General features: G+C 50.8%; 21 protein-coding genes. 5 read left to right on the top strand and 16 right to left on the bottom strand.

Annotation, left to right across the window (positions count from 1 at the left end; translation table 11 throughout):
* Positions 1-10: 10 nt before the first annotated feature.
* Genes E0496_RS19115 through E0496_RS19095 form a run of 5 tightly spaced genes read right to left on the bottom strand, consistent with a single transcriptional unit; the run spans position 11 to position 5844 of the window.
* A complete protein-coding gene (locus tag E0496_RS19115; protein WP_141503456.1) occupies positions 11-1024 on the bottom strand; it encodes a zinc-binding alcohol dehydrogenase family protein in 1014 nt (337 codons plus the stop codon).
* Between the two features lie 19 nt (positions 1025-1043).
* Positions 1044-1988 (bottom strand): aldo/keto reductase, encoded by a 945-nt coding sequence (locus E0496_RS19110; RefSeq protein ID WP_141503455.1) that lies wholly within the window; start codon positions 1986-1988, stop codon positions 1044-1046.
* Positions 1989-2028: 40 nt separating this feature from the next.
* Complete coding sequence (locus tag E0496_RS19105; RefSeq protein ID WP_141503454.1) at positions 2029-3528, bottom strand: UxaA family hydrolase; 1500 nt, start codon at positions 3526-3528, stop codon at positions 2029-2031.
* On the bottom strand, positions 3521-5017 hold the full coding sequence (locus E0496_RS19100) for a tagaturonate reductase (RefSeq protein ID WP_141503453.1): 1497 nt from the start codon (positions 5015-5017) through the stop codon (positions 3521-3523). Before E0496_RS19100 ends, E0496_RS19105 begins: the two co-directional genes overlap by 8 nt.
* Entirely contained in the window at positions 5014-5844 is an 831-nt protein-coding gene (locus E0496_RS19095; protein WP_141503452.1) for an amidohydrolase family protein, read from the bottom strand. Before E0496_RS19095 ends, E0496_RS19100 begins: the two co-directional genes overlap by 4 nt.
* 97 nt (positions 5845-5941) lie before the next feature.
* On the opposite strand from E0496_RS19095, the gene E0496_RS19090 reads away from it, so the two are divergent.
* From E0496_RS19090 to E0496_RS35890, 3 genes are all read left to right on the top strand, one after another.
* Positions 5942-6853, top strand: a complete 912-nt coding sequence (locus E0496_RS19090) for an AraC family transcriptional regulator (protein WP_206669817.1) — start codon at positions 5942-5944, stop codon at positions 6851-6853.
* Between the two features lie 93 nt (positions 6854-6946).
* On the top strand, positions 6947-7108 hold the full coding sequence (locus tag E0496_RS35895) for a hypothetical protein (protein ID WP_175598087.1): 162 nt from the start codon (positions 6947-6949) through the stop codon (positions 7106-7108).
* A 52-nt stretch (positions 7109-7160) separates the two neighbouring features.
* Positions 7161-7328 (top strand): hypothetical protein, encoded by a 168-nt coding sequence (locus E0496_RS35890; protein WP_175598086.1) that lies wholly within the window; start codon positions 7161-7163, stop codon positions 7326-7328.
* Positions 7329-7417: 89 nt separating this feature from the next.
* Here E0496_RS35890 and E0496_RS19085 read toward each other — a convergent pair whose 3' ends face one another.
* From E0496_RS19085 to E0496_RS19055, 6 genes are all read right to left on the bottom strand, one after another.
* Complete coding sequence (locus E0496_RS19085) at positions 7418-8209, bottom strand: ABC transporter permease (RefSeq protein ID WP_141503450.1); 792 nt, start codon at positions 8207-8209, stop codon at positions 7418-7420.
* On the bottom strand, positions 8206-9165 hold the full coding sequence (locus E0496_RS19080; protein ID WP_175598085.1) for an ABC transporter ATP-binding protein: 960 nt from the start codon (positions 9163-9165) through the stop codon (positions 8206-8208). Before E0496_RS19080 ends, E0496_RS19085 begins: the two co-directional genes overlap by 4 nt.
* 21 nt (positions 9166-9186) lie before the next feature.
* Positions 9187-10281, bottom strand: a complete 1095-nt coding sequence (locus E0496_RS19075; protein WP_141503449.1) for an ArsR/SmtB family transcription factor — start codon at positions 10279-10281, stop codon at positions 9187-9189.
* Positions 10282-10927: 646 nt separating this feature from the next.
* Positions 10928-11857 (bottom strand): EamA family transporter, encoded by a 930-nt coding sequence (locus tag E0496_RS19065; protein ID WP_141503448.1) that lies wholly within the window; start codon positions 11855-11857, stop codon positions 10928-10930.
* Between the two features lie 121 nt (positions 11858-11978).
* Entirely contained in the window at positions 11979-12428 is a 450-nt protein-coding gene (locus E0496_RS19060; protein WP_206669816.1) for a hypothetical protein, read from the bottom strand.
* Between the two features lie 166 nt (positions 12429-12594).
* Positions 12595-13056 carry a hypothetical protein gene (locus E0496_RS19055; RefSeq protein ID WP_141503446.1) on the bottom strand — a complete coding sequence of 154 codons (462 nt, stop codon included), beginning with the start codon at positions 13054-13056 and terminating at the stop codon, positions 12595-12597.
* A gap of 274 nt (positions 13057-13330) precedes the next feature.
* Between E0496_RS19055 and E0496_RS19050 the strand changes: the two genes are divergently transcribed.
* Positions 13331-14203, top strand: a complete 873-nt coding sequence (locus E0496_RS19050) for a VOC family protein (RefSeq protein ID WP_141503445.1) — start codon at positions 13331-13333, stop codon at positions 14201-14203.
* Here the strand turns inward: E0496_RS19050 and E0496_RS19045 are convergent.
* Complete coding sequence (locus E0496_RS19045; RefSeq protein ID WP_141503444.1) at positions 14200-15054, bottom strand: helix-turn-helix transcriptional regulator; 855 nt, start codon at positions 15052-15054, stop codon at positions 14200-14202. The genes E0496_RS19050 and E0496_RS19045 overlap by 4 nt on opposite strands.
* 158 nt (positions 15055-15212) lie before the next feature.
* On the opposite strand from E0496_RS19045, the gene E0496_RS19040 reads away from it, so the two are divergent.
* On the top strand, positions 15213-17267 hold the full coding sequence (locus E0496_RS19040; RefSeq protein ID WP_141503443.1) for a beta-galactosidase: 2055 nt from the start codon (positions 15213-15215) through the stop codon (positions 17265-17267).
* A 513-nt stretch (positions 17268-17780) separates the two neighbouring features.
* On the opposite strand, the gene E0496_RS19035 is transcribed toward E0496_RS19040, so the two are convergent.
* The 4 genes from E0496_RS19035 to E0496_RS19020 all read right to left on the bottom strand — a co-directional run bounded on the left by E0496_RS19035 (position 17781) and on the right by E0496_RS19020 (position 23305).
* Positions 17781-18755 carry a cation diffusion facilitator family transporter gene (locus tag E0496_RS19035; RefSeq protein WP_421924254.1) on the bottom strand — a complete coding sequence of 325 codons (975 nt, stop codon included), beginning with the start codon at positions 18753-18755 and terminating at the stop codon, positions 17781-17783.
* 525 nt (positions 18756-19280) lie between these two features.
* Positions 19281-20963 carry a glycerol-3-phosphate dehydrogenase/oxidase gene (locus E0496_RS19030; protein WP_141503483.1) on the bottom strand — a complete coding sequence of 561 codons (1683 nt, stop codon included), beginning with the start codon at positions 20961-20963 and terminating at the stop codon, positions 19281-19283.
* A gap of 261 nt (positions 20964-21224) precedes the next feature.
* Positions 21225-22715, bottom strand: a complete 1491-nt coding sequence (gene glpK / locus E0496_RS19025) for a glycerol kinase GlpK (RefSeq protein ID WP_141503441.1) — start codon at positions 22713-22715, stop codon at positions 21225-21227.
* 29 nt (positions 22716-22744) lie between these two features.
* Positions 22745-23305, bottom strand: coding sequence for a glycerol-3-phosphate responsive antiterminator (locus E0496_RS19020; RefSeq protein WP_139990466.1), 561 nt, complete (start codon positions 23303-23305; stop codon positions 22745-22747).
* Positions 23306-23323: the final 18 nt, after the last annotated feature.

The raw sequence follows: 23323 nt of genomic DNA, 5'->3' as shown, positions 1-23323 counted from the left end.
CATAACTAAATTATAATTCCACCATTGCTTTGATGACCTTGGATTCCGGTCTCAACCAGCTGTCATAGTGGCTGATCATTTCGGTGAACGACGAGCGGTGTGTAATGAATCTGTCCACATCGATGCTGCCGCTTGTTACCGCCTCTTGAACAGCGGCAAAATCCTCAATCGTCGCGTTGCGGCTCCCCATCAGCGTCATTTCCCGCTTGTGAAACTCCGGGTCGTTAAACGTAAGATCCGCCTTCACCAGGCCAACATACACAAGCTTGCCGCCATGTGCCACGAGCCCGAACGCATCCGTCATCGACCGTGCATTTCCGGTTGCATCGAATACGACGGTCGGAAACTCACCGTCCGTTAACTCGGCAAGACGCTCCTTGGCGCCCTGCAGCGCATTTACGGTTTCATCCACTCGCGCCCATTGCCTGCAAAACGCCAGACGCTCCTCCTGAATATCCATCGCGATGACACGCGCTCCGCGGTGCTTCGCAAATGCCATAACGCCGAGCCCAATTGGCCCTGACCCAATTACTAATACCGTCTCTCCCGCACGAAGCTCCGAGCGGCGAACCGCATGTGCGCCAATGCTCAGCGGCTCCAGAACCGCTGCTTGGTCCAGCGTCAGCCCACTAACAACGAGCAGATGCGTCACCGGTACAACGATTTTCTCCCGCATGCCGCCATCGATATGAACGCCAAGCACCTGCATAGCCGTGCAGCAATTCGTTTTTCCATGGCGGCATGCAATACAGACTCCGCAATGCATATAAGGGATAATACTCACTTGATCGCCTGGCCGAATGTTTCCCGCTGGATCATCTACCTGTTCAACGATCCCCGCCAGCTCATGCCCCAGCACACGCGGATAGGAGAAGAAGGGCTGATTTCCTTTATACGCATGCAAATCTGTGCCGCATATGCCAATTCTCCGTATCCGAACCACAGCTGTCCCGGGCTGCAGCGCCGGATCCTCCTGCTCCACCAAACGAAGCTGGTCGATCTGCTCACATACGATTGCTCTCATCTTGCCAGCTCTCCTTTTTTTATACGATAACTCCCGTATTGTATTCTGCTTGTCCGCTTTCCCAGCTCCGATTGTGCACCGGCTCCAAAATCGCAAGCACCTCTGCCAGCAGCTCCTCGTTCATGGGCTCATCTGTCCATTCGATATTTTTACGGATATTGTCCGGATTGGCCGTACTGACAAGCGTCGTCGGAATCCGCTCGTTGACCGTAGCGAACTGGATCGCCAGCTTCGCAATGTCTTCGCCTTTGGCTGCGCAGTGCTCAGCTGCTTGCTTGCATACCGCACGCAGCTCGGCGCCCGCAGGATGCCAATCGGCTAGCGGACGGTTGCCAAGCAGTCCCATCGACAACGGCGAAGCGCTGACGAGTCCCACCTGCTTCTGCTCCAGCAGGGGCAATACGTCCAGCAAGGAAGTATCGTTCAGCGAATAATGGCAATAGGAAAGAACAGCGTCAATCTCGGTATGGGCAAGCGATTTCTCGAATACGGCAAGCGGCAGCCCCGAGACGCCGGAGAAGCGGATCTTCCCCTGCTGCTTAAGCTTATCCAAAGCAAGAAATGCGCCTTCAGCCACTTGCTCAAATGGCACAAATTCGATGTCATGCAAAAACAAAATATCAACATAGTCTGTTTGCAGTCTTTGCAAGCTTTCATCCAAGCTGCTGATGATCCGCTTCTCTGAGAAATCGAACCGATCAGCGCCATAGCGCCCAGCCTTCGTTGTCAAATAAAATCGGTCACGCGCCATTTCGCCAATCGCCTTGCCCAGCACCGTCTCCGCCTTCGTCAAGCCGTAATAAGGTGATACGTCAATGAGGTTGATGCCTCCATCTACGGCTGCATGCACCGTACGGACGCTTTCCGCGTCATCGGTCTCCCGAAACACGGAGCCTAGCGATGACGCGCCAAAGCTAAGCGCCGATACTTCCAGTCCTGTCTTCCCAAGCTTTCGGTATTTCAACGTTATCCACTCCTGTTATGAGAATTCGTTCGCTAGACCTCTATAAAATAACGCCGTCCTTGAAAATCGCAATTTCCTTAAAGCCATTACGCTCGTTATTCGTTTGGATATCGCCCGATGCGAGGCTGATCAGCTGCTCCCACAACTCGTCGGTCAACGTTTCCATGCTTTTATCCTCAAGCAGCTGCCCCGCGTTGAAGTCGATCCAATTTTTCTTGCGTCCGGCTAGCTCGCTGTTCGTTGCGATCTTCACCGTCGGCACCGGCCCGCCAAACGGGGTTCCCCTGCCTGTCGTAAACAACACGATATGCGCGCCGCCAGCAGATAGAGCCGTAACCGACACGAGATCGTTCCCCGGTGCCTCAAGCAAGTTGAGGCCGCTGCTTGTGATCCGCTCTCCGTAAGGCACAACATCCTGTACGATGGCGTGTCCGCCCTTTTGCGTACAGCCAAGCGACTTCTCCTCCAGCGTACTGATGCCGCCAGCCTTGTTCCCTGGTGACGGATTCTCATAGATTTCCTGGTCATGCTTAATAAAATATTGCTTGAAATCGTTGATCAAATGAACGATCTTGCCAAATACCTGCTCATTCGCTGCACGTCTCATCAGTATCGTCTCCGCGCCGAACATCTCCGGCACCTCGGTCAAGATCGCCGTCCCGCCTGCTTCGATCAAACGGTCAGATACCGCGCCTACGAGCGGGTTCGCCGTTATGCCCGACAAGCCGTCCGAGCCACCGCATTTGAGGCCCAGCTTCAGCTTGGACACCGGCACGGGCTCGCGCTTAAAGCGCTCGGCATAGCCGACAAGCTGCTCAACAAGGTCAAGCGCCTCTTCAATCTCGTCCTCGGCTTCCTGCGACTTTAGAAACTTCACCCGTTCCTCGCTATGCTCGCCAATCGCACGCTTGAACGCATCGATTTGATTGTTCTCGCAGCCAAGGCCGATGACGAGCACCCCGGCTGCATTGGGATGATTGACAAGCGAGGCAAGCAGCTTCTGCGTATGAACAAGATCGTCGCCAAGCTGGGAGCAGCCAAACGGATGCGCGAAATGATACACCCCATCCACCCGTCCCTCATAAAGCGCATGCGCCTTTCGAGCCACGATTTCACACGTTTTGTTAATACAGCCTACCGTATTGATAATCCAGATTTCGTTGCGGATACCAACCTCGCCATTGTCGCGAACGAAGCCCTGAAAGCTTCGGCCAGCATCAGGCGATGCCCCCTTCACCTGCTCAGAAGTCGTCTGCTCGTAGGTATACTCGAGAAAGCCCTTTAAGCCTGTTCCCATATTATGCGTATGAACCCAGCTCCCCGGCTCAATATCTTCCTTCGCCACGCCGATGGAATAACCGAACTTCAGCACATGCTCGCCCTGCCGAACCGCGCGCGTCAGCACCTTATGCCCCTTGGGCACCTCGTCCATGAGCTCAAGCGTGATTCCGCCCTCAAGGGTAAGCTTCTCCCCTTTAGCAAAAGGCTGCAGCGCAATCACGACATGATCATTCTCATGCAATCTGACCCAGTTATTCATTGGCTTGTCGCTCCATTTCGGTTATATTCGCGCTTACCGCTGCCGTCAAAAGCGGCCACTCGGCAGCTAAGTTCCGACCCCAGACGCTCTTTAGGCTAAGCAGCTTGCCGACCGTCTGTTCCAGCGTCCAGCCCTGCGTTTCCGCCTCCGACCACACGCCCGCAATCATTTCAAGCAGGCTGGCGTCATCCCGTACGATATAGGAAACACCGCTCAAAGTCTGGCCCTCGAAGCCCGCCTCTGACGGTTTCACCTTATAATAACGTAGCAAGCCCGCCAAGCCTTGTGCCAAGCCGCCCGGCACTGGCTTGCCGCCTTCCACGTAATGAAGCAGAGACGGCAGCAGCCTTACTTTGAATTTGCTCAAGCTGTTCATCGCTATATCTGCCAGCCTGTGGCGAATGAACGGATTCAGAAAACGCTCGTACACATCGCCTGCGTAAGCTTGCAGCTCATTCTGTGCAATCGCGAGCGATGGAATGATTTCTGTCTCCACTGCCGCGCGCACGAGCGCTCCCAGCTCCGGATGCTCCATCGCTTCTCTCACCTGCTCCATATCATGCAGCAAGCCAAGTGGCGTCATCAGCGTATGGGCTCCGTTCAAAATGCGGACCTTGCGCAGCTGGAACGGCTTCAAGTCCTCTACCCATTGAACATTGAGCCCTGCCTTGCGCAGCGGAAGCAGCTCCTCAAGCTCCGGCTCAGCTTCTATCGCCCAGAGATGGTAAGGCTCAGCTGTCGTCAGCATCGGATCAGAGTAACCCCATTCCTTGAACCATGCCTCTGCCTGCGCTTCCTCTGGATATCCCGTTACAATACGGTCTACGAGTGAATTCAAGAAACGGTTATGCTCGTTGATCCATGCTTTAAATGCTTCGGAATAACCCCAATCGTCACTGTAGCGCAATATGCAGCCGCGAAGCTCATCGCCGTTGCGCTCCAGCAGCTCGCAAGGCAAGCAAACCAAACCGCGTTCCGGATCTCCGGCAAAATGGTTAAACCTGCGGTATAGCAGCTGCGTCAGCTTTCCTGGGAACGACTGAACCGGCTGGCCATCCACAAGCGCCTCCGGCCGATAGACAAGTCCTGCCTCCGTCGTATTGGACACAACGACCTTCAGGTCTGCATTTTCGGCTAGGCTAAGAAAGGTTTCCCAATTGGAATAAGGATCGAACGCTTCGTCAAATACGGAAATGACTTCTGTGCGCTCGACGCGCTCGCCATTTTCCAGCCCGCGAATGACCAACGTATATAGCCCATCTTGGGCTGCAAGCGCATCGATCTTCGGCTTGCCTCCCGGCCGAGGCTGCGTAACCACGACACTGCCTTCGTATAAGCCTTGCTTCCTGCACTCATGCAGCATCCAATCAAAGAAGCCGCGCAAAAAATTTCCTTCCCCGATTTGCAGCACGGTTACCTTTGCTTGCTTTGCTTCCTCATATAAACGTTTCTGTCCCTCATTTAACTGGTTAGCATTCAAAGTTGTCATAGTCGATAGAACTCCTTCGCATTTAATCCGAACAGCCGCTCCCGCTCCGCCTCGGTCCATGTGCCTGGCAGTGCTTTCTCCAGCACTTCAACCTGTTCATCGTAACTGGCCGCAAGCAGACTCACTGGCCAATCGCTGCCATACATAATTCTCTCTGTTCCGAATGCCTCCACGACATGCTTAATGTAGGGCACAAATTGTTCCGCTTTCCAGTTGCCGTGCTCAGCCTCCGTAACCATCCCTGACAGCTTGCAGTAGATATGAGGATAAGCGGCGATCTGGCTCATTTGGCTCTTCCAAGGCTCAAGCACACCATCCTTAATACGCGGCTTCGCGATATGATCAATAACCGCATGAAGGTTAGGCACTTGATCAAGCAGCTTCACCAGCGGCTCCAGTTGATGCGATACGACTAAGATATCCACGGGCACGCCCTTCTCCGCAAAAAAAGTGAGCGCTTCCACAAAGCCCGGCTCTAAGATCGCATTTGCGTCTGGCATCTCTTGAATCATCGTACGGAAGCCTACAAATTTAGGATGCTTTGCGAAACGCTCATAATGGCTCCTATACTCTGGGTCCGCTAGGTCCAGCCAGGCCACGACCCCTAATATGGAAGCCTCCCTCTCGCATAGCGATAACAGATAATCAGTCTCGGCAAGCGTCGCTGCCGCTTGAACGACAATCGAGCCGTCCAGCTGATGCTTATTTAAAAGAGGCTCCAAATGCTGCGGCAGAAAATCCCGGTACAGCACCGGAATATCAGGCGTAATCCAGCCATAATCCCCTCGTTCTATACTCCAATAGTGTTGATGCGCGTCTATTCTCATCTTTTCCGCCTCTTTTCTAGCAGATTAGCTTCCCTTTTATTATAAAAAACAATATCGATCTCTGAAATAATCAATTAGCGCTTATTTGTACTCTTTTTTGATATTTGCTACAATCAGGCTGACAAATGCTCAAAGTGAGGTGAAGCTCTTGAATCCCTATCGCAAAAGGTTCGACGCTGCAACACCGTTTCCTTTCGAATGCGTCTATCGGGATACGAAGAGCGCGCAGAACGAGCTGCCCGACCATTTTCATGACTGGTATGAGCTTGTTTACATTTATAGCGGCCAAGGCACTTTTTTTATTGACCAGACCTTTTACGATGCTGCTCCGGGCGATGTATTTCTTATCCCCGGCAACACGATCCATCGCTCCTTCCCTAATCCCGACAATCCCAAAACGTCTACCGCGCTGTTCTTCAACGCGTCGCTTGTGCATACCCCGCCGCTCGGCGAAGCCTTCTCCTATTTGCGCTGCTTCGAGCAGGCCAAGCGCCGCAAAGCGTACCGCCTGCCGCTGAGCGAGGAGGACCATTCGGCGCTCGCCGCTTGGATCGATCACATTCATGCCGAGGAAACCGGCAAGCTGCCGGGCTATCGCCAGGCCGTGCTGCTTCAGCTGCAGCAAATATTGCTGCTGCTCGGGCGGTCCCTTCATCCGGCAGGCGCGGAGCCGGAGGTATCATCAACAGCGCCAAGCTGGATGACATCTATATTGGCCTACATCGATGGGCACCCAGGCAGTCCGCTGGGATTGTCGCAGCTGGCTTCGCAAGCATCCGTAACGCCAGCCCACTTCTCGCGTGTATTCAAGAAATTGACGGGCATGAACGTCACGGAATACGTAACGACCAAGCGCATTATACGAGCAAAGGAGCTGCTAGTGGAGAGTGATGCCAACGTCGCCTCCATTGCCGAGCAATGCGGGTTTGAAAGTCTTCCGCATTTTCACCGTATGTTCAAAAAACTAACAGGCACTACCCCCTCGCAATACAAAAGGAGCGAGAATTGATAGATTTGACGGTTATCATTGGCGGATACAAGCTGTCAGCCCCGCTCATATAGTAATCCTGTAAAGCAAACATGCTGGCAGGGGGGTTCATCCATGGTTCGCTCAAGCGTCAAAACCTTAAAATATCGCGTAGGCAAGAACAACTATCTCGTTATTAATATTTATCAAACATCCGAGGCAAGCGCGCAGCAAGGAAACGTGCTCGCAAGCAACGCCGCTACCGTGCAAATTTTCAAAAAAACAAAAAAACGCTAAGCTCACTCCGCCGCGGCTCTGTTCTGCAGAACGCTTGAAAGGGGGTGAGATCATGTCACGCAAATACTCTAAGCATGGCAATTCCGTCAAGAAGGACAACGGCAAAACCTTTGTCAACGTTAAGCAAGGCGCTAACGCCTCCATTAACCAAGGCGGCAACGCCTTTGCGATCAACGCATCCGACATCGGCGTCGTTCGCATCCGTCCAGGCCAGCAGTAATGTTCCAAGCAAAATAAGGGCTGCTCCAGTAGGTTTATCTCCAACGGAGCAGCCCTTATGGCTGAATTCGATGCTCGCCTTGGGCTCAGTTACACCCGCCAGCTTACTAAACGATTGACAATGAAGATGGTTAGGCAGCTGTACAGGAGCATCATCGCGCAATCCAGCATGACGCCATTCGTCCAGCCATGCAGCAGCACCGTGCGCAGCGCATCCGCCGCATAGGTTGTCGGAAATAGATACGACAGCCATTGCAGCATTTTGGGAAGCTGGTTCATTTCGACCATTACGGGCGACAGAAAGGTGACCACCATCATCAGAAGCTGGGCAAGCATGCTTGTAAGCTGTTGATTCGGCGACCAGAATCCGATACATACGCCTAATCCCACAATACTCGTTAGCGACAGCAGCATAACAAACGGAAGCGCCCAAGACAGCTGCAAATTCACGCCGTAAATCCAATAGCCAATCACGCCAAGCAGGACGAAGGAAGGAACCGTGCTCATTAAGCCGCGCAGCAAATTAGCGGCAACAAAGTTTAATTTCAATATGGGCAATGACGCATAAAACGTAAAGTGGCCTTGATGCTTTTGCATCGATATCTCTTGCCCGATACTGTTCAGGCCCATAATAATGACCCCAAAGATCATATTGCCTGCAATGATCTGAACCATCATCTCCGGCGTCGGATCGGCAACAAAGAATCGCATAAACAAGATCGTCGTTAGCGGAAACATTGTCGCGAGCAGCAAAACGATCACCCAGCTGTCGCGAATAAGCGCAAATTGAATACGGAACAAAATGCTCAGCTCCGTCCATAACCGGCTTGCTCCAAAGGGCTTCGGCTGCTTCAACCTCATTTGCATCTGTGCTGTATTCATGATATTAAAGCCTCCTTGCGCGCTGCATGATCTATATGGAAATAAACATCTTCCAGGCTAGGGGGCATTAGGGCATACTCCAAAATCGGCAGCTCCTCTTGTTCAACAATAAAAGCTAATGCTCGGCTTGCCTGCTGTTTCTCTACAAGCAGCTGCAGACGGTTTTCCGCGCTCTCCTGTACGATGCCGAATGGCTGCAGCGCTGCCACCGCTTCCGCACGCCGCCCGCTCCCAATCGTCAGCTCAAACTTCAGCCGCTGATCCACCTTCTGCTTCAGCGTGCTGACATGATCGATCGCTAGCAGCCTGCCATGGTTGATAACAGCAGCCCGGTCAACCACCTGCTCTGCCTCCAGCACATTATGCGTGACCAAAATAACCGTTGCTCCCTCCCGATTGCGCTCCTGAATTAACTGCCAGACAAGCCGCCTTTTTTTGGGATCAAGCTCATTGGTCGGCTCATCGAAGATCAGCACAGGCGAATGCCCAATTAAAGCAGTACCGATGCCGACCATCCGTTTCTGGCCGCCGGACAGCTGCTTCAATTGCTTGCCGCCCCAATCTGCCATATCGAATTGCTCCAGCAGCTCCTTTGCCTGTTTCTCTGCATCCCTAGTTGCCATTCCCCTCAGCCTTCCAGTAAAGGCCAGCGCTTCATGTACTTTAAGCGCCGACAGCACATGCGGCTCCTGCGCGTAATAGGCGACCAGACTAGCAGCGGAACGCGTATGCTTGATAATATCCTCCCCGCAGAATAACACTTGCCCTTTGGTCGGCTTTAATTGGCCTACCAATTGCTTGATCAAAGTCGATTTGCCCGCGCCATTTGGTCCAAGCACGCCCAGAATCTCTCCCTCGCGGATCGAAAGCGAAATCCGGTCATTGGCCGTTACCATCGTTTTGCCTTTCTTGTAAACCTGGCTGACATCCTTCACTTCATATACAAATTCACTCAACCTGCATTCCTCCTTCGTCCGCTACGGAAGCAGTATCCGCTTCGTCTGCTCCCAGTAATAACCGATCTTGTCTTTATCCAGCTCATAATAAATACGGTTGTCTACGCGTATCAAATGAATGAGATTAAGGTCAAATAACATATTGGTGTGATAGCTGATAGCCGCTGGCGTTAAGCCCATCACCTGGGCAAGCTCATTGCCGTAGTAATTTTTATGGTGGAGCAACTCGATCATTTCCAGCCTGCGCTTATCTGCAATTACCTTCAGGAATCGTTCAATCGTCTCCTGATCCTCGCGCTGCCATGCAAAGGCGTCATTATTTACGCCAAGAATGATGAGATGAGAGCGACCCTCCTGCTCCTCGCGATGGATCGCTACCCGTACCTGTGAAATGTAACTGATATGGACTTCGGTTTCCTTATCAATGAGATCGACATCGCTCCTCATAATTTCGCGGATGGCCAGCTCTGGCTGTTCTGCGAACAAGGACTGGTATTTCGTAACTCCAGCCTCGCCGAGCTCACGCAAACGGTCCCGCATCGGCAGATAGGCGCGCTCATGAAACTGTTCAAGAACAAGCAGGGTGCGCTGCTTGTATTCCTCTGCATAACGGATATGCTCCAGCAGTACCTCATGCTCCGCTTGATCCTGCAAACGGGCAGCCTCAACGAGCCGAAGAAGCAGCCCGTGGTCCTCCATAATGAATCGCCAATCATGTCCCTGCGTCCATTCCATCTTTTCATCGTTATATATGGTGGCAGCCAAATGGCTGACTAGCTCCATTGCAGGCTTTGCGCGATAACAAGCCAAAAACTGCTCCGAGCTGCTCAGTGTCTCCCGATTTCCCAGATACACCTGCACCATGACATAGTCCAATCTCCCTGTAAATAGGTTATCCGAGAAGAAAACCGCCATTTCCTCTTTTATATGCTTGCTGAGGCGCGCCTTCACCTCGTCAATCATTTGAAGCAGTTCATCATCTAGTGAAAAATGCACCTCGCGCGCAAACTCCTTCATATGCTTCTCCTGCGCAATGAGTGATACGGCAATCATAAATTCAATCAACTCATGGTACTTAAAATGCAACCGTTTTGTTGCAGCTTCCCATTCTGTCATTGGCCTTGCCTCCTTCTTACCATTAACATTCAATTAAAATTAAATGTTTTTTTAATATTTTCAATTAATGTTTAATAACCATTTAACATTAATGTAAAGGAAGATGGTTTGGTTGTCAATAAGTTCCATTATCAAACGTTGTTTACTCCCTCGCATTAAATTATGAAGGTTCGGCCATTTCTCGTGTATATGTCATTATGAATCCGGATAAACTTCAAAGCGCTGTCCGTTTGTTCGAAAGGGAATCCTATATTTTTTATTGTGGTCGGGAAGAACTTCGATCTCATCTCAGCAGAAGCGCGGCAGCAAGTCGTCGAGGCTTTTCCTCGCAACCAGTTCAAACACAAACCGGAAACCACATTCGGAACGATTAACGCCGATGTGTGTGAACTACTTCTTCCGGGATTTAAGCGCCCCAATTTTTGCCATCACGTCCATCATTCCAAATGGGATGAGTAATTGACTTGAATGGGCGGTTACCTTTCACACTGGCGGCTTCATGCTGACACCCCTATCATGAATTTGTGCTTACCCCTTAACTATTGCGCTAAGTACGGTATGAACAGCTCTTCTATAAACAAAAACAGGCCTTGCATTAGCTGCTGTAGCTGCTGCAAAGCCTGTTTTAATGAAATTCTGACTGCCTTTATGATCCGAACAAACGCATAAGCAGAATGCCGGCGAACGCCAGCGAGATACCTGTCACCTCCAGCGTCGTAAAACGCTCTTTGACAATAAAACGTGTGTAGAGAAGCACGATGAGCACATTAAGCGCGGTAACCGCGGAGACGAGACCGGCCTTCCCAAGCTCGAAAGCAGTGACAATCAGCATCATGCCAACCGCGTTTGTAATGCCGACAGCTAGGCCTACAAAATAGGTTTTTTTGCTGCCCCAGTTCGGCGAAGCAGATGGAGAAGCGCTTGGCGCTTGCTGGGCTACGCGTACCGTCCCACCGCCTGCGCTTTGAAGCACTCGCTTGCCCCGTTCGCGCTGCACATCCCTCAGCCACCAAATCCCAAAGCAGCTAGCTCCCGTTACAAACATAAAAAACATCGTTGGAAACAAGTCCGCTTCCATAATCGTCGACCATTTTCCGGATAAATCATTGGCTGCAAACAGCAGCATCGCAAGCAGTCCCCACTGCGCCCCCTGCAAGTTGCGAAGCGAAATATCATTGGACAGCCGGACTAGCAGAACACCGCCAATAATAACTACAAAAGCAAGAAGCTGCATGACATGCAGCTTCTCCTGCCAAAGCCCGTAAGCAACGATAACGACGACAACAGACGGCAGCGCCGTCAATATCGCTACCAGCGATGCCTTGCCAACCGCAAACCCCTTGAACATGCTCGCATTAGCACCAAAGGAAAACAAACCCATCTGTACCCCAATTAGCGCAGCCATTGTCCACTCCGAAGAGAAAACCAGCGCGCACATGCCGTTGACGATAGCTCCCATGCTAAAGGTTCCGCAAAGCAACAAATTGCGGTTCAGCGGCTTTTGGCTCGTCCAATGGTACAGAATGCCTCGCAGACCGAAGCATAGGGCGGCGAACACCGAATAAGTAAGCCACATAAGAGCAAAAAGCACCTTCCTCCAACCATCCAGACAGGACGATAAACATAATAGCTCCTATCATAACAAGGTTAAGCGGATTTGTCTGTACACTGGGGGGCGACAACATGCTTATTCGGATTTATTCGGATTTATCCGTATCGCTTCTGATTTCTCTTCGTTCCCGATCCAGCTCGTAGAGCAGCTGTCCATTCTCGTCATATGCGAACAATTTGTCATCACCGGATTGCAGTTCGTCATCCTTCGTGATTCTTACTGTTCGTGCAGCCTGGTAAAGACCGTCCTTGATTTCTGCCTCCTGTTGAAAACCATCGTACCATCGAATTTGCAGCCTGCTAATTTGCGGATCGTTCAACTGGCCGACATAATAATAATGAAGATACTTTCCAATGGTAGCTCCGCCACCTTGAAAACTAAGAAGCACTTCCGAATCAATCGGCATTCCGACTGATCCCCCTCTATAGCTCCATAGGAAGCCGAATGAATGTTTAACATTCAATTGATGATACATGCCGTGTTCACGGTCCTTAATTAACAGCAGTTCATAGCCTTGCCCCATCTTGGTTCTCATTGAGATTGGCGCAACCGGTACCTCCATATTGTTAAGAGCTGTTTCAACGACTCTTTCTATCCGAAGGCTACTGTATCCCAATCCAAGGAGAGCCTTACAGATAACTAAAAGCGAGAGAAGTATAACCAGCCACCTGACTCCATGGCCCAGCAAACCTTTCACATGGCTATTCATTGGTTTGCCCCCCTTTAACTAAGGAAATCGGGAAGGAAAAAGATTCTCCATAGGCCTCTTGAAATACAGTAATGCTCTTTAGGCCCTCCGGCACTTCTTGGAACGTGAAACGTCCCCTTGATCTGAACAAGGTTGACGTTCCTGCCGAAGAGGATCGATTCAACTCCTCTTTTCGATCGGTAATGACCTGAATCGTATTAGGCAGAGCGGGCCAGGAAAATATCCCTTTGGAGGTCATATACACATGTAGTTCTCCATCCTTATAAATAACACCATCCACCGTAAAACTTTTCCCGTAGAACGTTTGTTTTGGCGCATGTACCGCAAAGTAAGCCCCCTCTTTCCTAGCTGCTTTGATCCGGGCGTCGGGTTCAAAATGCGTGAGCTCCATCAGCAAGAAATACAGGGCTAATCCTCCCAGAATGATGAGCAGTGTCCATTCCACTTTGCGCAATAATTTAATGATAATGCCTCCTTTTTCTGCAAACTGAATGTCAGTTACTTTATATTAGTTACTTTATTTTAGTTAATGATTATGCTATGATGAACTTACTTGGAAGAGAAAAGAACCGTATTTCATCGCTCGTGCTGTTGCATCCTTTCTATCACTTGGGATTTTTGTGTTTCTTTTTCCAATATTGTACATGATATACCCATTACAGGCTACGCTGCGCCAAAAAAATCAATCCAAACGTTTGAATAAACCATAACCTATAGGAGGGTTTCCCATGTCAACATTTTTGGACCCGGCAATTACGCTCGGAGAAGTAAAACTGAAGGTTAGCCAGCTTGAGCATTCGATTCAATTTTATACGGAGGTCGTAGGACTGAAGGTTTTGCAGAAGGATGAGGCTAACCGAACAGCTTCCTTCACGACTGACGGAGAACATACGCTGCTCATCCTTGAAGAGGTAGCGAATGCTATCGTGCCGCAACGAAGATCCCATGCGGGGCTGTATCATTTTGCGATCCTGCTGCCCGATCGCCGTTCCCTGTCGCTTGCCTTGCGCAATCTGATTCAAAGCGGCATTCATATCGGGCAGGCGGACCATCTTGTGAGCGAGGCGCTTTACATTGAAGACCCCGACCATAACGGAATCGAGATTTATGCAGACCGTCCGCGGGAGCAGTGGAGACGCGACTCCGGCGGCAACTACGTCATGGCTTCCGATCCACTCGATTGGGAAGGCTTGCTGGCCGAGAGCGAAGGCCTTACATGGAACGGTCTGCCGCAGGGCACCGTGATTGGGCATATCCATCTACACATCGGCGATCTGAGAATAGCAAGGGCCTTCTATGAAGGCAAGCTTGGCTTCGATGTTGTTGGCGACTACGCGCAAATGTCCGCCGTATTCGTCTCCGCAGGAGGCTATCACCATCATATCGGCATGAACATTTGGGCGGGTGTGGGCGCTGTTTTGCCACCAGCTCATTCGGTAGGCTTGTCTTACTTCACGGTTGTGTTTCCAAGTGCCGCTTCCCGTGAAACAACGCTTGATCATCTACGCAGCGCGGACGTCGATGTCTCTGCCCAAGGCAATGCTTATGTGGTCCATGATCCTTCGGGCATTACCATTCATCTTACTGTTCAAGCTGCTTAAGCCGGACTTGCCCCTTGACCATAGATCAAACGGTACTTTTTTGGAGATACGCCCTCAGATGAACGAAATACGCGTATAAAATAACTCGCTTGCGCGAATCCACACTGCGCTGCAACCTCTGTCACGGTCAATGCCGTTGTCGCCAGCAGCAGCTTAGCTGCATCGATGCGGCATTCCGTCACAAAGTGGTTGGGCGTCTTTCCCATGACCTGCTGAAACAACCGTAGGAAATGAAAGCTGCTGTAGCCTGCGAGGGCGGCCATCCGCTCCAGGCTCCATGGCTCCTCGCATTTATAGCGGATCTGGTCAGCAGCCACTCTGATCGCATTTTGCTTCTCTAGCGCTGAAGAACCTTCCAATCGTTCCGAATGCTGAACCAGCTCCACCAAGATCTCGTACAGGAGCGCGGATAAGCGCGGCTCATTGCCAGTCTCAAATGGACTGCATAGCTCATACATCTCCTCTGTCAGCGCCTTAAACCGTTCCCTGTTCGAAAAGGTAAACAACCACCCTCCCGAATCATCAGCCTCCCTCAGCATCGGTAGCGGGATTTGGGTCTCAAAATGAATCCATCGCACATCCCACGGATGATCCACACTTGAGCCATACTGCTGGAAGGCATCCTTAGGGAACAGAAATCCATCACCTGCCCCAAGCGCCAGACGCTCCCTCCCGCTGCCATTCATGACGTAACCGCTTCCTTCAAAAATCAGATGCAAATTATAATGCTTCAACTGGCCCTGTTCTCTTCGTTCCGCATGCTGCGGAAAGTTATTGTATCTACCAAATAAATCAGGGTAACATACATACTGCGAAAACGATGGATTAGGGACTATAAAATGGCTGATCATCGTCTCAGGCTCCCTTTATCAAGTTCGCAATATTGTATCATTAATCGCAGGATTTTGTCATTTACGCTTTATATGATTGATTTTACAATTAGTAGGGAGAGCAATGATTCGCAATATATTCGCATAATATATTCATTACCCCTGAGGAGGAACAACGAATGAAGCCTATCGATGCGCTAAAAGAATTCCGGCTTGGCGTCTGCTATTACCCGGAGCATTGGCCAGAAAACCTATGGGAAGATGACTTCCGCCGGATGCGGGAGCTCGGCTTCTCGATCGTTCGCGTAGCGGAGTTTGCCTGGTCTATTTTCGAGCCGGAGGAAGGCGTGTTTTCGTTTGACTTATTCGACCGCGCGCTTGAGCTTGCTCATAAGCATGGGCTAAAAGTGATTGTCGGCACCCCGACGGCAACACCGCCAGCTTGGCTGACCCATAAATATCCAGAGGTGCTGAATGTGACGCAAGACGGCGTCACGCTGCATCACGGCTTGCGCCGCCACTATAACTACAGCAGCCAAAAATACCGGGAGCTATCCGCTATTATTACGCGCAAGCTGGCGGAGCACTATAAAGGCCATCCCGCTGTTATCGGCTGGCAGATTGACAATGAATTCAACTGCGAGATCAGCGAGTTTTATGCGCCTGCCGATCATGACGCGTTCCGCGCCTGGCTGCAGGAGAAATACGGCACGCTGGACAAGCTGAACGAGGCATGGGGAACCGTATTTTGGAGCCAAACCTATTCCGCTTGGGAACAAGTATTTTTGCCGCGGCCGACGCCAGCGGATAAACAGCCTAACCCCCATCAGGCGCTGGACGAGAAACGGTTTATTTCTGATAATACGATTTCGTATGCGAAGGTCCAGGGTGACATATTGCGCGAGGTCGCGCCTCATCAGTGGGTGACAACCAACGGCCTATTCGGCCACCTCGACAGCCACCGGATGACCGATGAGCTGCTCGATTTTTTCAGCTATGATTCCTATCCGCAGTTCTCTACGCTTTACTCCAACGAGAACGAAGAAAACCCATTGGCAGATCGAGGCTGGAGCCAATCGCTTGGCGCCGTTCGCTCCATCTCGCCCAATTTTGCCATTATGGAGCAGCAATCCGGCCCTGGCGGCTGGGTCAACCGCATGGATATGCCATCGCCTAAGCCGGGGCAAATGCGGTTGTGGACGTATCAGTCGATTGCGCATGGCGCGAATATGGTGCTCTACTTCCGCTGGCGGACAGCTACGGTGGGCAATGAAATTTATTGGCATGGCATTAACGACTACCATAATCAGCCTAACCGCCGCGTTCGCGAAGCTGGCCAAATCGGCGCAGAACTGGCGCAGGCCGGCAACCGCATAGCGAATACGCAGTTCAAAGCGGAAATCGCACTCGTTCGCGACTACGATAACCAATGGGACGGCGAATATGATATTTGGCATGGCCCGTTCTCATGGGATAGCGGCAAAGCTTGGTTTAAAGCGCTGAATTATCGACATATTCCAAGTGACACCCTATATGTCCGCAATACGACGACAATTGAGGATCTGAAGCGGTATAAAGTGCTTGTGTATCCGCATCCTGCCATCATGCGCGATGATACGGCTGCGCTGCTGGAGCAGTATGTACGTGAAGGCGGCATCATTATCTTTGGCTGCCGGACGGGTTATAAGAATGAGCATGGCCACGCCTATATGCGTCCTTTCCCTGGCGCTGCAGCCGGACTATGCGGCATCTCCGTTGAAGAATTTACGATGGTGAAGGGTACGCGCGTTCCGACATCCATGAAGTGGGTCGGCGAAGCTGGAACCGTAACCGGAGCCAACTCCTTCAACGATGTCCTATTCGTAGAAAGCGATTCGGTGGAGGTTGTCGCTCATTACGCAACCGACTACTACGCTGGCAAACCGGCTGTAACCAAAAACACATTCGGCGCAGGAGAGGCATGGTACTTCGGGGCAGTCTTCAACGAAACATCTGCTGGCGAGATCGTTGAACGGCTCGGCCTGGTTTCTCCGACAGCAAGCTGGCTAACGCTCCCTGCAGGGGTGGAGCTCGCTATCCGCGAAGGCGAAGACGGACCGCTGTACTTCCTTCTTAACTATAGCGAGCAACCTGCGCTTATCACGGTCAAGGAAGCCAAAACCGACCTACTCACTGGTAATAAGCTAAGCGGTGAAGTCACTTTAGAAGGTTTTGGCGTGGTTGTTTTAAGCTAGTTTGGGAAGGCTTTGACGTGGTTGTTTCTGGATCGTTTGGGATGGCTGGTGTGAAGGGCCAACTGTGGTTAATTGAAACTAACCAACCAAGCGGCAAACCGTTGTCTATGATACAAACCAATCTATATTGCTCAAACAAGAGCTGTCCTTTAGACCTATTAAAGCCTAAGGACAGCTCTTTCCGCTTACTGCGGATTATGATTTCAAATATGGTTTTGCGGTTTAGGATTTTAAAATATCATTTATAATAGCTACATTACTCGAAATAGGTTTAAAAATTAGATCTATTCCAGTCTCAACCCACCAATTTGCCACTAAAACGCCATTCCAGAGTCATTTTGATCTAAAAAAGTAGACCTATTTCTCTCAAACTATATAAGTTGAACTACAGTAGAAAATCAAGTATATAAGCATGTTCTGTAGTTTGAGTACTTTTCTATGTGGTCGTATCTCTTCTTCATACTGTATCGGTGTTAGCAGCAGCTTTTTGGGATTGAGATTATACGGCTCAAGCTACACTTTTAGAACCGGATGCTTCAGTTCAGATTTTTCGATTTGGATCGTCGTATGCTCAATATGAAAGTCTTCTGCGATTTGCTGAATCGCTTCCTGTAATACATTTTGGCAATCTACGTTGTCCTCTACGGTCAGATGGCAGCTTAAGGAATCGAGCCCCGACGTAATTGTCCAAATATGCAAGTCATGGACATCCTTTACACCAGAAATGCGAAGCAGCGTCTGCTTGACTTGCTCGGCATCCACATGCGCAGGCGTTCCTTCCATCAAAATATGAACGGTCGACTGTATGATCCCCCATGCGCTCTTCAAAATCAGCAATGCAACGATAACGCTTATAATCGGATCGGCGATATACCAAGAAAATAAAGACATTAAAATACCAGCGACAATCGCGCCTACAGAGCCGATTGCGTCTCCCAGGACATGAAGATAAGCGCTGCGTACGTTTAAATTTTCCTTAATATCGGCCTTCCGCATCAGAAACCATGCACTGGCAAGGTTGGCAAGCAAGCCAATTATCGCGATAATCATCATGGACCCGCTTGCCACCGTTGGCGGCTCTGCGAATCGCTTGATCGCTTCCGCAACAATAAATGCCGCGATTACGAATAATGTAACGCCATTGAGCAAGGCGGCTAATATTTCAAAACGGTGAAAACCAAAGGTGCGGCTAGATGACTTTGGACGAACCGCAAACCACATCGCCACCAAGCTAAGCGCCAAAGCAGCGGTATCACTCAGCATGTGTCCGGAATCGGACAGCAGCGCCAAGGAGTTCGTAACTAGGCCACCCACAAATTCCAATACCATAATACTTGCCGTAATGATAAGTGCGATCAGCAGCCCCGCTTTATTATTGGGCGCATGCGAATGCCCATGGTGACCATGACTATGACTATGTCCATGATCGTGTCCTTTCTTGCGCCCTTTAGTATGCTCATGGCTATGCCCGTGCTCATGCCCTTGGATATCCTCGTGGCTATGATCATGCTTGCCCCCTTGCTTATCTTCGTGGCTGTGTCCATCATCATCACTCTTGTCACTACGTAAATGGGAGTGCGCTTGTACGGTTTGAGAATTCTCAACTCCGGGTAGAGCATTCCTTTCCTTTCTTGCTTGTTCGTCTTTGCTGCTCATCTTTCATTCCCCCGCTTCATTGCAAACCAGTTTGATTAGTTTGCATCATATCCAATCATTTCATCAGTTTTATTACTCTAATCAGTTGTTTCGCTTATTCAAGCTTCATCACCATGCTATCCTTTATCTCTGTGACCTTAATCAAATAACATATGAATACATGCTCATATGTATATTATATGAAAAACTTTCCTATCATGCAACCCTATCTTGGATGGAATACAAATAAAAAACCAACTTATCCTTATTTTTCGAGCAAACCATAACAAAGAAGAGACGCATTTCTGCGTCCCTTCTTTGCTAAATTTTTATTTAAGGCTAACTTGCTTATTTTCTCAAGCATCCTCTATGCATTGATTAAGCCTGCAAAGGCTCGACCGCCTCTACCAGCTTCTCTTCTAGCTCCACGGTATACGCATCGCGCTGCTCCTGCGTCCAGTGAAGAAGCTCCGCCATGGCCGCGATAACCGGCTCTTTCCATTGCTGTACGTAGCCAATGCGGAAAAACAAATCGCCCGTACGCCGAATGAAGAAATCGGCCGGCTTTACGGTCATTTCCGCTTCAAGGGAGTAACGAAGCTGCGTGGCCAGCACGAGCGGCAGCTTAAAGGCCGCTGCCTGCTCGGAAGCACTCTTAGCGAGCGCGAACAATGCATCCACATTGGACCCGTAGCGCTGCGCAAGAAACGCTGCTTCTTCCTTGCCGAAGCCAAACTGAGCGCCTTCCTTCGTTTTTCTTTGCACAAAGGCTTCAAAACCGGCGGAACCGCCTAAATCCCCGCCCGACATCGGTATCCGCTTGGTTTCGCTGGCCGCATAGCTCTTGCCGCCTTCGGCTCCGACCAGCTCCACTACTTTGTTAACAACAGTCTCGGCCATTTTGCGATAGCCGGTAAGCTTGCCCCCTGCGATCGAGATCAAGCCGGAGTCCGATACAAAGATTTCATCGCGCCGCGAAATTTCCGAAGGTGATTTTCCTTCTTGTTGAATAAGCGGACGAAGTCCTGCCCAGCTCGACTCTACATCTTCTTCCACCAGCTTCAGACTCGGGAACATAAAATTAACCGCCTGCAGCAAATACGTACGATCCTCCAGCGTCATGACTGGATTAACCGTATTGCCTTTATAGTTGGTATCGGTTGTGCCGAAATAGGTTTTGCCCGCGCGAGGAATCGCGAATACCATCCGTCCGTCCGGTGTGTCAAAATACACCGCTTGCCGAAGCGGAAATCTGCTCTTGTCGAAAACAATATGCACGCCCTTGGTCAAACGCAGCGTTTTCCCCTTCTTCGATCCGTCCATCTGGCGAATGTCATCGACCCAAGGACCGGTTGCGTTAATGATTTTCGCAGCTGCAATCTCAAATTCCTTACCGCTAATCGTATCTTTCACCAACGCGCCTGTTATTTTTCCGTCCTGTCCATAGCGCAGCGTCTCTACCTTCGCATAGTTAACCGATAGAGCACCCGTCTCTACAGCTTTCTTCATCACTTCAATGGTCAGGCGCGCATCGTCCGTCCGGTATTCCACATAATAACCGCCGCCCTTCAGGCCATCGCGTTTCAGCAGCGGCTCCTTGGAGAGCGTGTCCGCCACACTCAACATTTCCCGCCGCTCCTTACGCTTAACACCCGCCAGAAAGTCGTATACGCGCAAGCCAATCGACGTCGAAAACTTGCCGAAGGTACCGCCTTTATACAGCGGCAGCAGCATCCATTCTGGTGTTGTCACATGCGGCCCGTTCTCATATACAATCGCACGTTCTTTACCCACCTCTGCCACAACACCAATTTCAAATTGCTTCAAATACCGAAGGCCCCCATGCACAAGCTTAGTTGAACGGCTCGATGTGCCCGCAGCAAAATCCTGCATTTCCACGAGCGCTACCTTCATTCCCCTAGCAGCCGCATCCAGCGCTATGCCTGCTCCTGTAATGCCACCGCCGATTACCAATACATCCAAAGGCGAACGCTGCATCTCCTGCAGCACCTGCTCCCTATTTTTTGCTGCGAAAATTTCTTTTGTTTGATTGTTTGTCATCATGTTGCCCTCCCGATCCTCTATTTATTTAGTATTCTGCCAGATGCTGCTGGCTACTCACTCCTGTATAAAAGAAGCCCTGTACAAGGTGAAACGGCTGTCGCCGTCTTTTGGCTAATTTGAAAATCCGAAAAATGGTTATACTATAAAAAAAGAGAAACCACGCAAACCGCTTCCCCATCCCTATAAAGGGCTTGGAAGCGGTTCTTGTGGTTTCTCCTGATCTCCAACCGTTATTAACTTGGAATTAGTATACCATAATTATTGCGCAAAAGCCATGGCGGCTTTGACCGCGCGATGCCAGCCGCTATATAGGGAGTCTCGCTGTTCATCTTCCATCATAGGCGTAAACACCTTATCCACCTTCCGAAGATTAGCAAGCTCCTCACGATTTTGCCAAAATCCAACTGCAAGCCCGGCCAAATAAGCGGCTCCGAGCGCCGTTGATTCGTTAACCACCGGCCGCTCAACCGGAACGCCCAGCAGATCGCTTTGGAACTGCATAAGCAGGTTGTTTGCCACAGCCCCGCCATCCACAGAAAGCGATTGAAGCGGCAGACCTGATTCTTCCTCCATCACAGAGAGAACATCCTTGGTCTGGTAGGCCAGCGATTCCAGCACCGCCCTTACAAAATGAGCCTTCGAGGTGCCTCTGGTCAGCCCAAACACCGCACCTCTCACATCGCTGTTCCAATAAGGCGTTCCCAGTCCAACAAAAGCGGGAACTACATATACGCCTTCCGTGCCTTCTACCTGCTCCGCCAGCGCTTCCGATTCAGTAGCAGATTCGATAAGCTCCAGCCCGTCGCGAAGCCATTGGATGGCCGCGCCAGCTACAAACACACTGCCCTCAAGCGCATACTCCAGCTTGCCGCCCACTTCCCATGCAATCGTGGTAAGCAGCCCTTTCTCTGACACAATCGCCTTGGTTCCCGTATTCATCAACATAAAGCAGCCGGTCCCGTACGTATTTTTGGTACAGCCTTCTTCGTAAGCATTTTGACCGAACAACGCCGCTTGCTGGTCGCCCGCAGCGCCAGCCACCGGTATGCTGCGCCCTAACAGCTTCTCCTCCAAATGTCCGTACACCTCCGAAGAAGAACGAACTTCCGGCAGCATCGCTTTAGGAATATTCAGAATGTGCAGCAGCTCATCATCCCAGCTCCGCTCATGGATGTTGAACATCAAGGTGCGGGAAGCGTTCGTCACATCCGTAACATGCACGGCTCCGCCGGTCAGGTTCCAGATCAGCCAAGTATCGATCGTACCAAACAGAAGCTCACCATTCTCTGCCCGCGCCCGCGCGCCCTCCACATGCTCCAGCAGCCAGTTCACCTTCGTGCCGGAAAAATAGGCATCAATGAGCAGACCTGTCTTCTCGTGAAAGACCCGTTCGTAACCCGCTTGCTTCAGTCCGTCACTAATCCCTGCCGTTTGCCGGGATTGCCATATAATTGCTGGATAAATCGGCTGGCCTGTCGCTTTGTCCCACACCACTGTAGTCTCACGTTGGTTCGTAATGCCGATTCCTGCAATTTGTTCGGCGGCAATGCCCGTTTTAGTCAACAGCTCAGCCATCACCTTTTTCGTTGATTCCCATATAAATAGAGCATCCGCCTCCACCCACCCTGCATGCGGGTATTGGAGTGGAAGATCCTCCCTTACCATATCCACAATCGTTCCGCTCCGGTCGACGAGCAGCGCGCGCGTGCTTGTCGTGCCTTGATCAAGAGATAAAATATACGTTTCCAATTAGTCTCCTCCTTGCTATGAAGCCGGCTCTAGTTCCCGGTCTTCCATAGATCCTTCCTTGATGTCGTAATTGCCGAAGCGCCTGCTTCCAAAGCCTGCTTCACATGCTCCGAGGTCCGAATCAGCCCCCCCGCGATAATGGGAATGCCGCTGCGCTGCTTAACCTCGCTTATAATATCGGGGATGACCCCTGGCAGCACTTCAATAAAATCAGGACGGATCTTGTCCAGTACCGAATAGCTTCGCTCCAGCGCATCCGAATCGATCAGAAACAGCCTTTGGATGGCAATCAGTCCATTCTGCTTGGTCCGTCCGATTACGCTTGAACGAGTCGAGATGATTCCGGCAGGCCGAATCGTCTGGCACAGAAATTCTGCTGCATATTCGTCGTTTTTCAGGCCGTCGATGAGATCGGCATGCAGCAGTACCTTTTTGCCATGCTGGCCTACCAAATCCACAATATTTTTTAATTGCCCCAAATGCCCGCCAAGCAGCACCATATAGGAATAAGGAGAAGCTAGCACAGCCTCCACGTCCTTAAGCTTATGCACTGCTGGCAGAACGCTCTGACCGTTCAATAGCGACGCCATGCCGGCCACCTCCGTGAG

Source organism: Paenibacillus luteus (assembly GCF_006542765.1).
Taxonomy (GTDB): domain Bacteria; phylum Bacillota; class Bacilli; order Paenibacillales; family Paenibacillaceae; genus Pristimantibacillus; species Pristimantibacillus luteus.
This window is presented reverse-complemented; position numbering and strand designations above follow the sequence as displayed.

What these genes read in the sequence shown, in the direction of transcription:
- E0496_RS19115 (WP_141503456.1), bottom strand. Translation starts at nt 1,024, where the DNA reads ATGAGAGCAATCGTATGTGAGCAGATCGACCAGCTTCGTTTGGTGGAG.
- E0496_RS19105 (WP_141503454.1), bottom strand. Translation starts at nt 3,528, where the DNA reads ATGAATAACTGGGTCAGATTGCATGAGAATGATCATGTCGTGATTGCG.
- E0496_RS19100 (WP_141503453.1), bottom strand. Translation starts at nt 5,017, where the DNA reads ATGACAACTTTGAATGCTAACCAGTTAAATGAGGGACAGAAACGTTTA.
- E0496_RS19095 (WP_141503452.1), bottom strand. Translation starts at nt 5,844, where the DNA reads ATGAGAATAGACGCGCATCAACACTATTGGAGTATAGAACGAGGGGAT.
- E0496_RS35895 (WP_175598087.1), top strand. Translation starts at nt 6,947, where the DNA reads ATGGTTCGCTCAAGCGTCAAAACCTTAAAATATCGCGTAGGCAAGAAC.
- E0496_RS35890 (WP_175598086.1), top strand. Translation starts at nt 7,161, where the DNA reads ATGTCACGCAAATACTCTAAGCATGGCAATTCCGTCAAGAAGGACAAC.
- E0496_RS19085 (WP_141503450.1), bottom strand. Translation starts at nt 8,209, where the DNA reads ATGAATACAGCACAGATGCAAATGAGGTTGAAGCAGCCGAAGCCCTTT.
- E0496_RS19075 (WP_141503449.1), bottom strand. Translation starts at nt 10,281, where the DNA reads ATGACAGAATGGGAAGCTGCAACAAAACGGTTGCATTTTAAGTACCAT.
- E0496_RS19065 (WP_141503448.1), bottom strand. Translation starts at nt 11,857, where the DNA reads ATGTGGCTTACTTATTCGGTGTTCGCCGCCCTATGCTTCGGTCTGCGA.
- E0496_RS19060 (WP_206669816.1), bottom strand. Translation starts at nt 12,428, where the DNA reads ATGAGAACCAAGATGGGGCAAGGCTATGAACTGCTGTTAATTAAGGAC.
- E0496_RS19050 (WP_141503445.1), top strand. Translation starts at nt 13,331, where the DNA reads ATGTCAACATTTTTGGACCCGGCAATTACGCTCGGAGAAGTAAAACTG.
- E0496_RS19045 (WP_141503444.1), bottom strand. Translation starts at nt 15,054, where the DNA reads ATGATCAGCCATTTTATAGTCCCTAATCCATCGTTTTCGCAGTATGTA.
- E0496_RS19040 (WP_141503443.1), top strand. Translation starts at nt 15,213, where the DNA reads ATGAAGCCTATCGATGCGCTAAAAGAATTCCGGCTTGGCGTCTGCTAT.
- E0496_RS19030 (WP_141503483.1), bottom strand. Translation starts at nt 20,963, where the DNA reads ATGACAAACAATCAAACAAAAGAAATTTTCGCAGCAAAAAATAGGGAG.
- E0496_RS19020 (WP_139990466.1), bottom strand. Translation starts at nt 23,305, where the DNA reads ATGGCGTCGCTATTGAACGGTCAGAGCGTTCTGCCAGCAGTGCATAAG.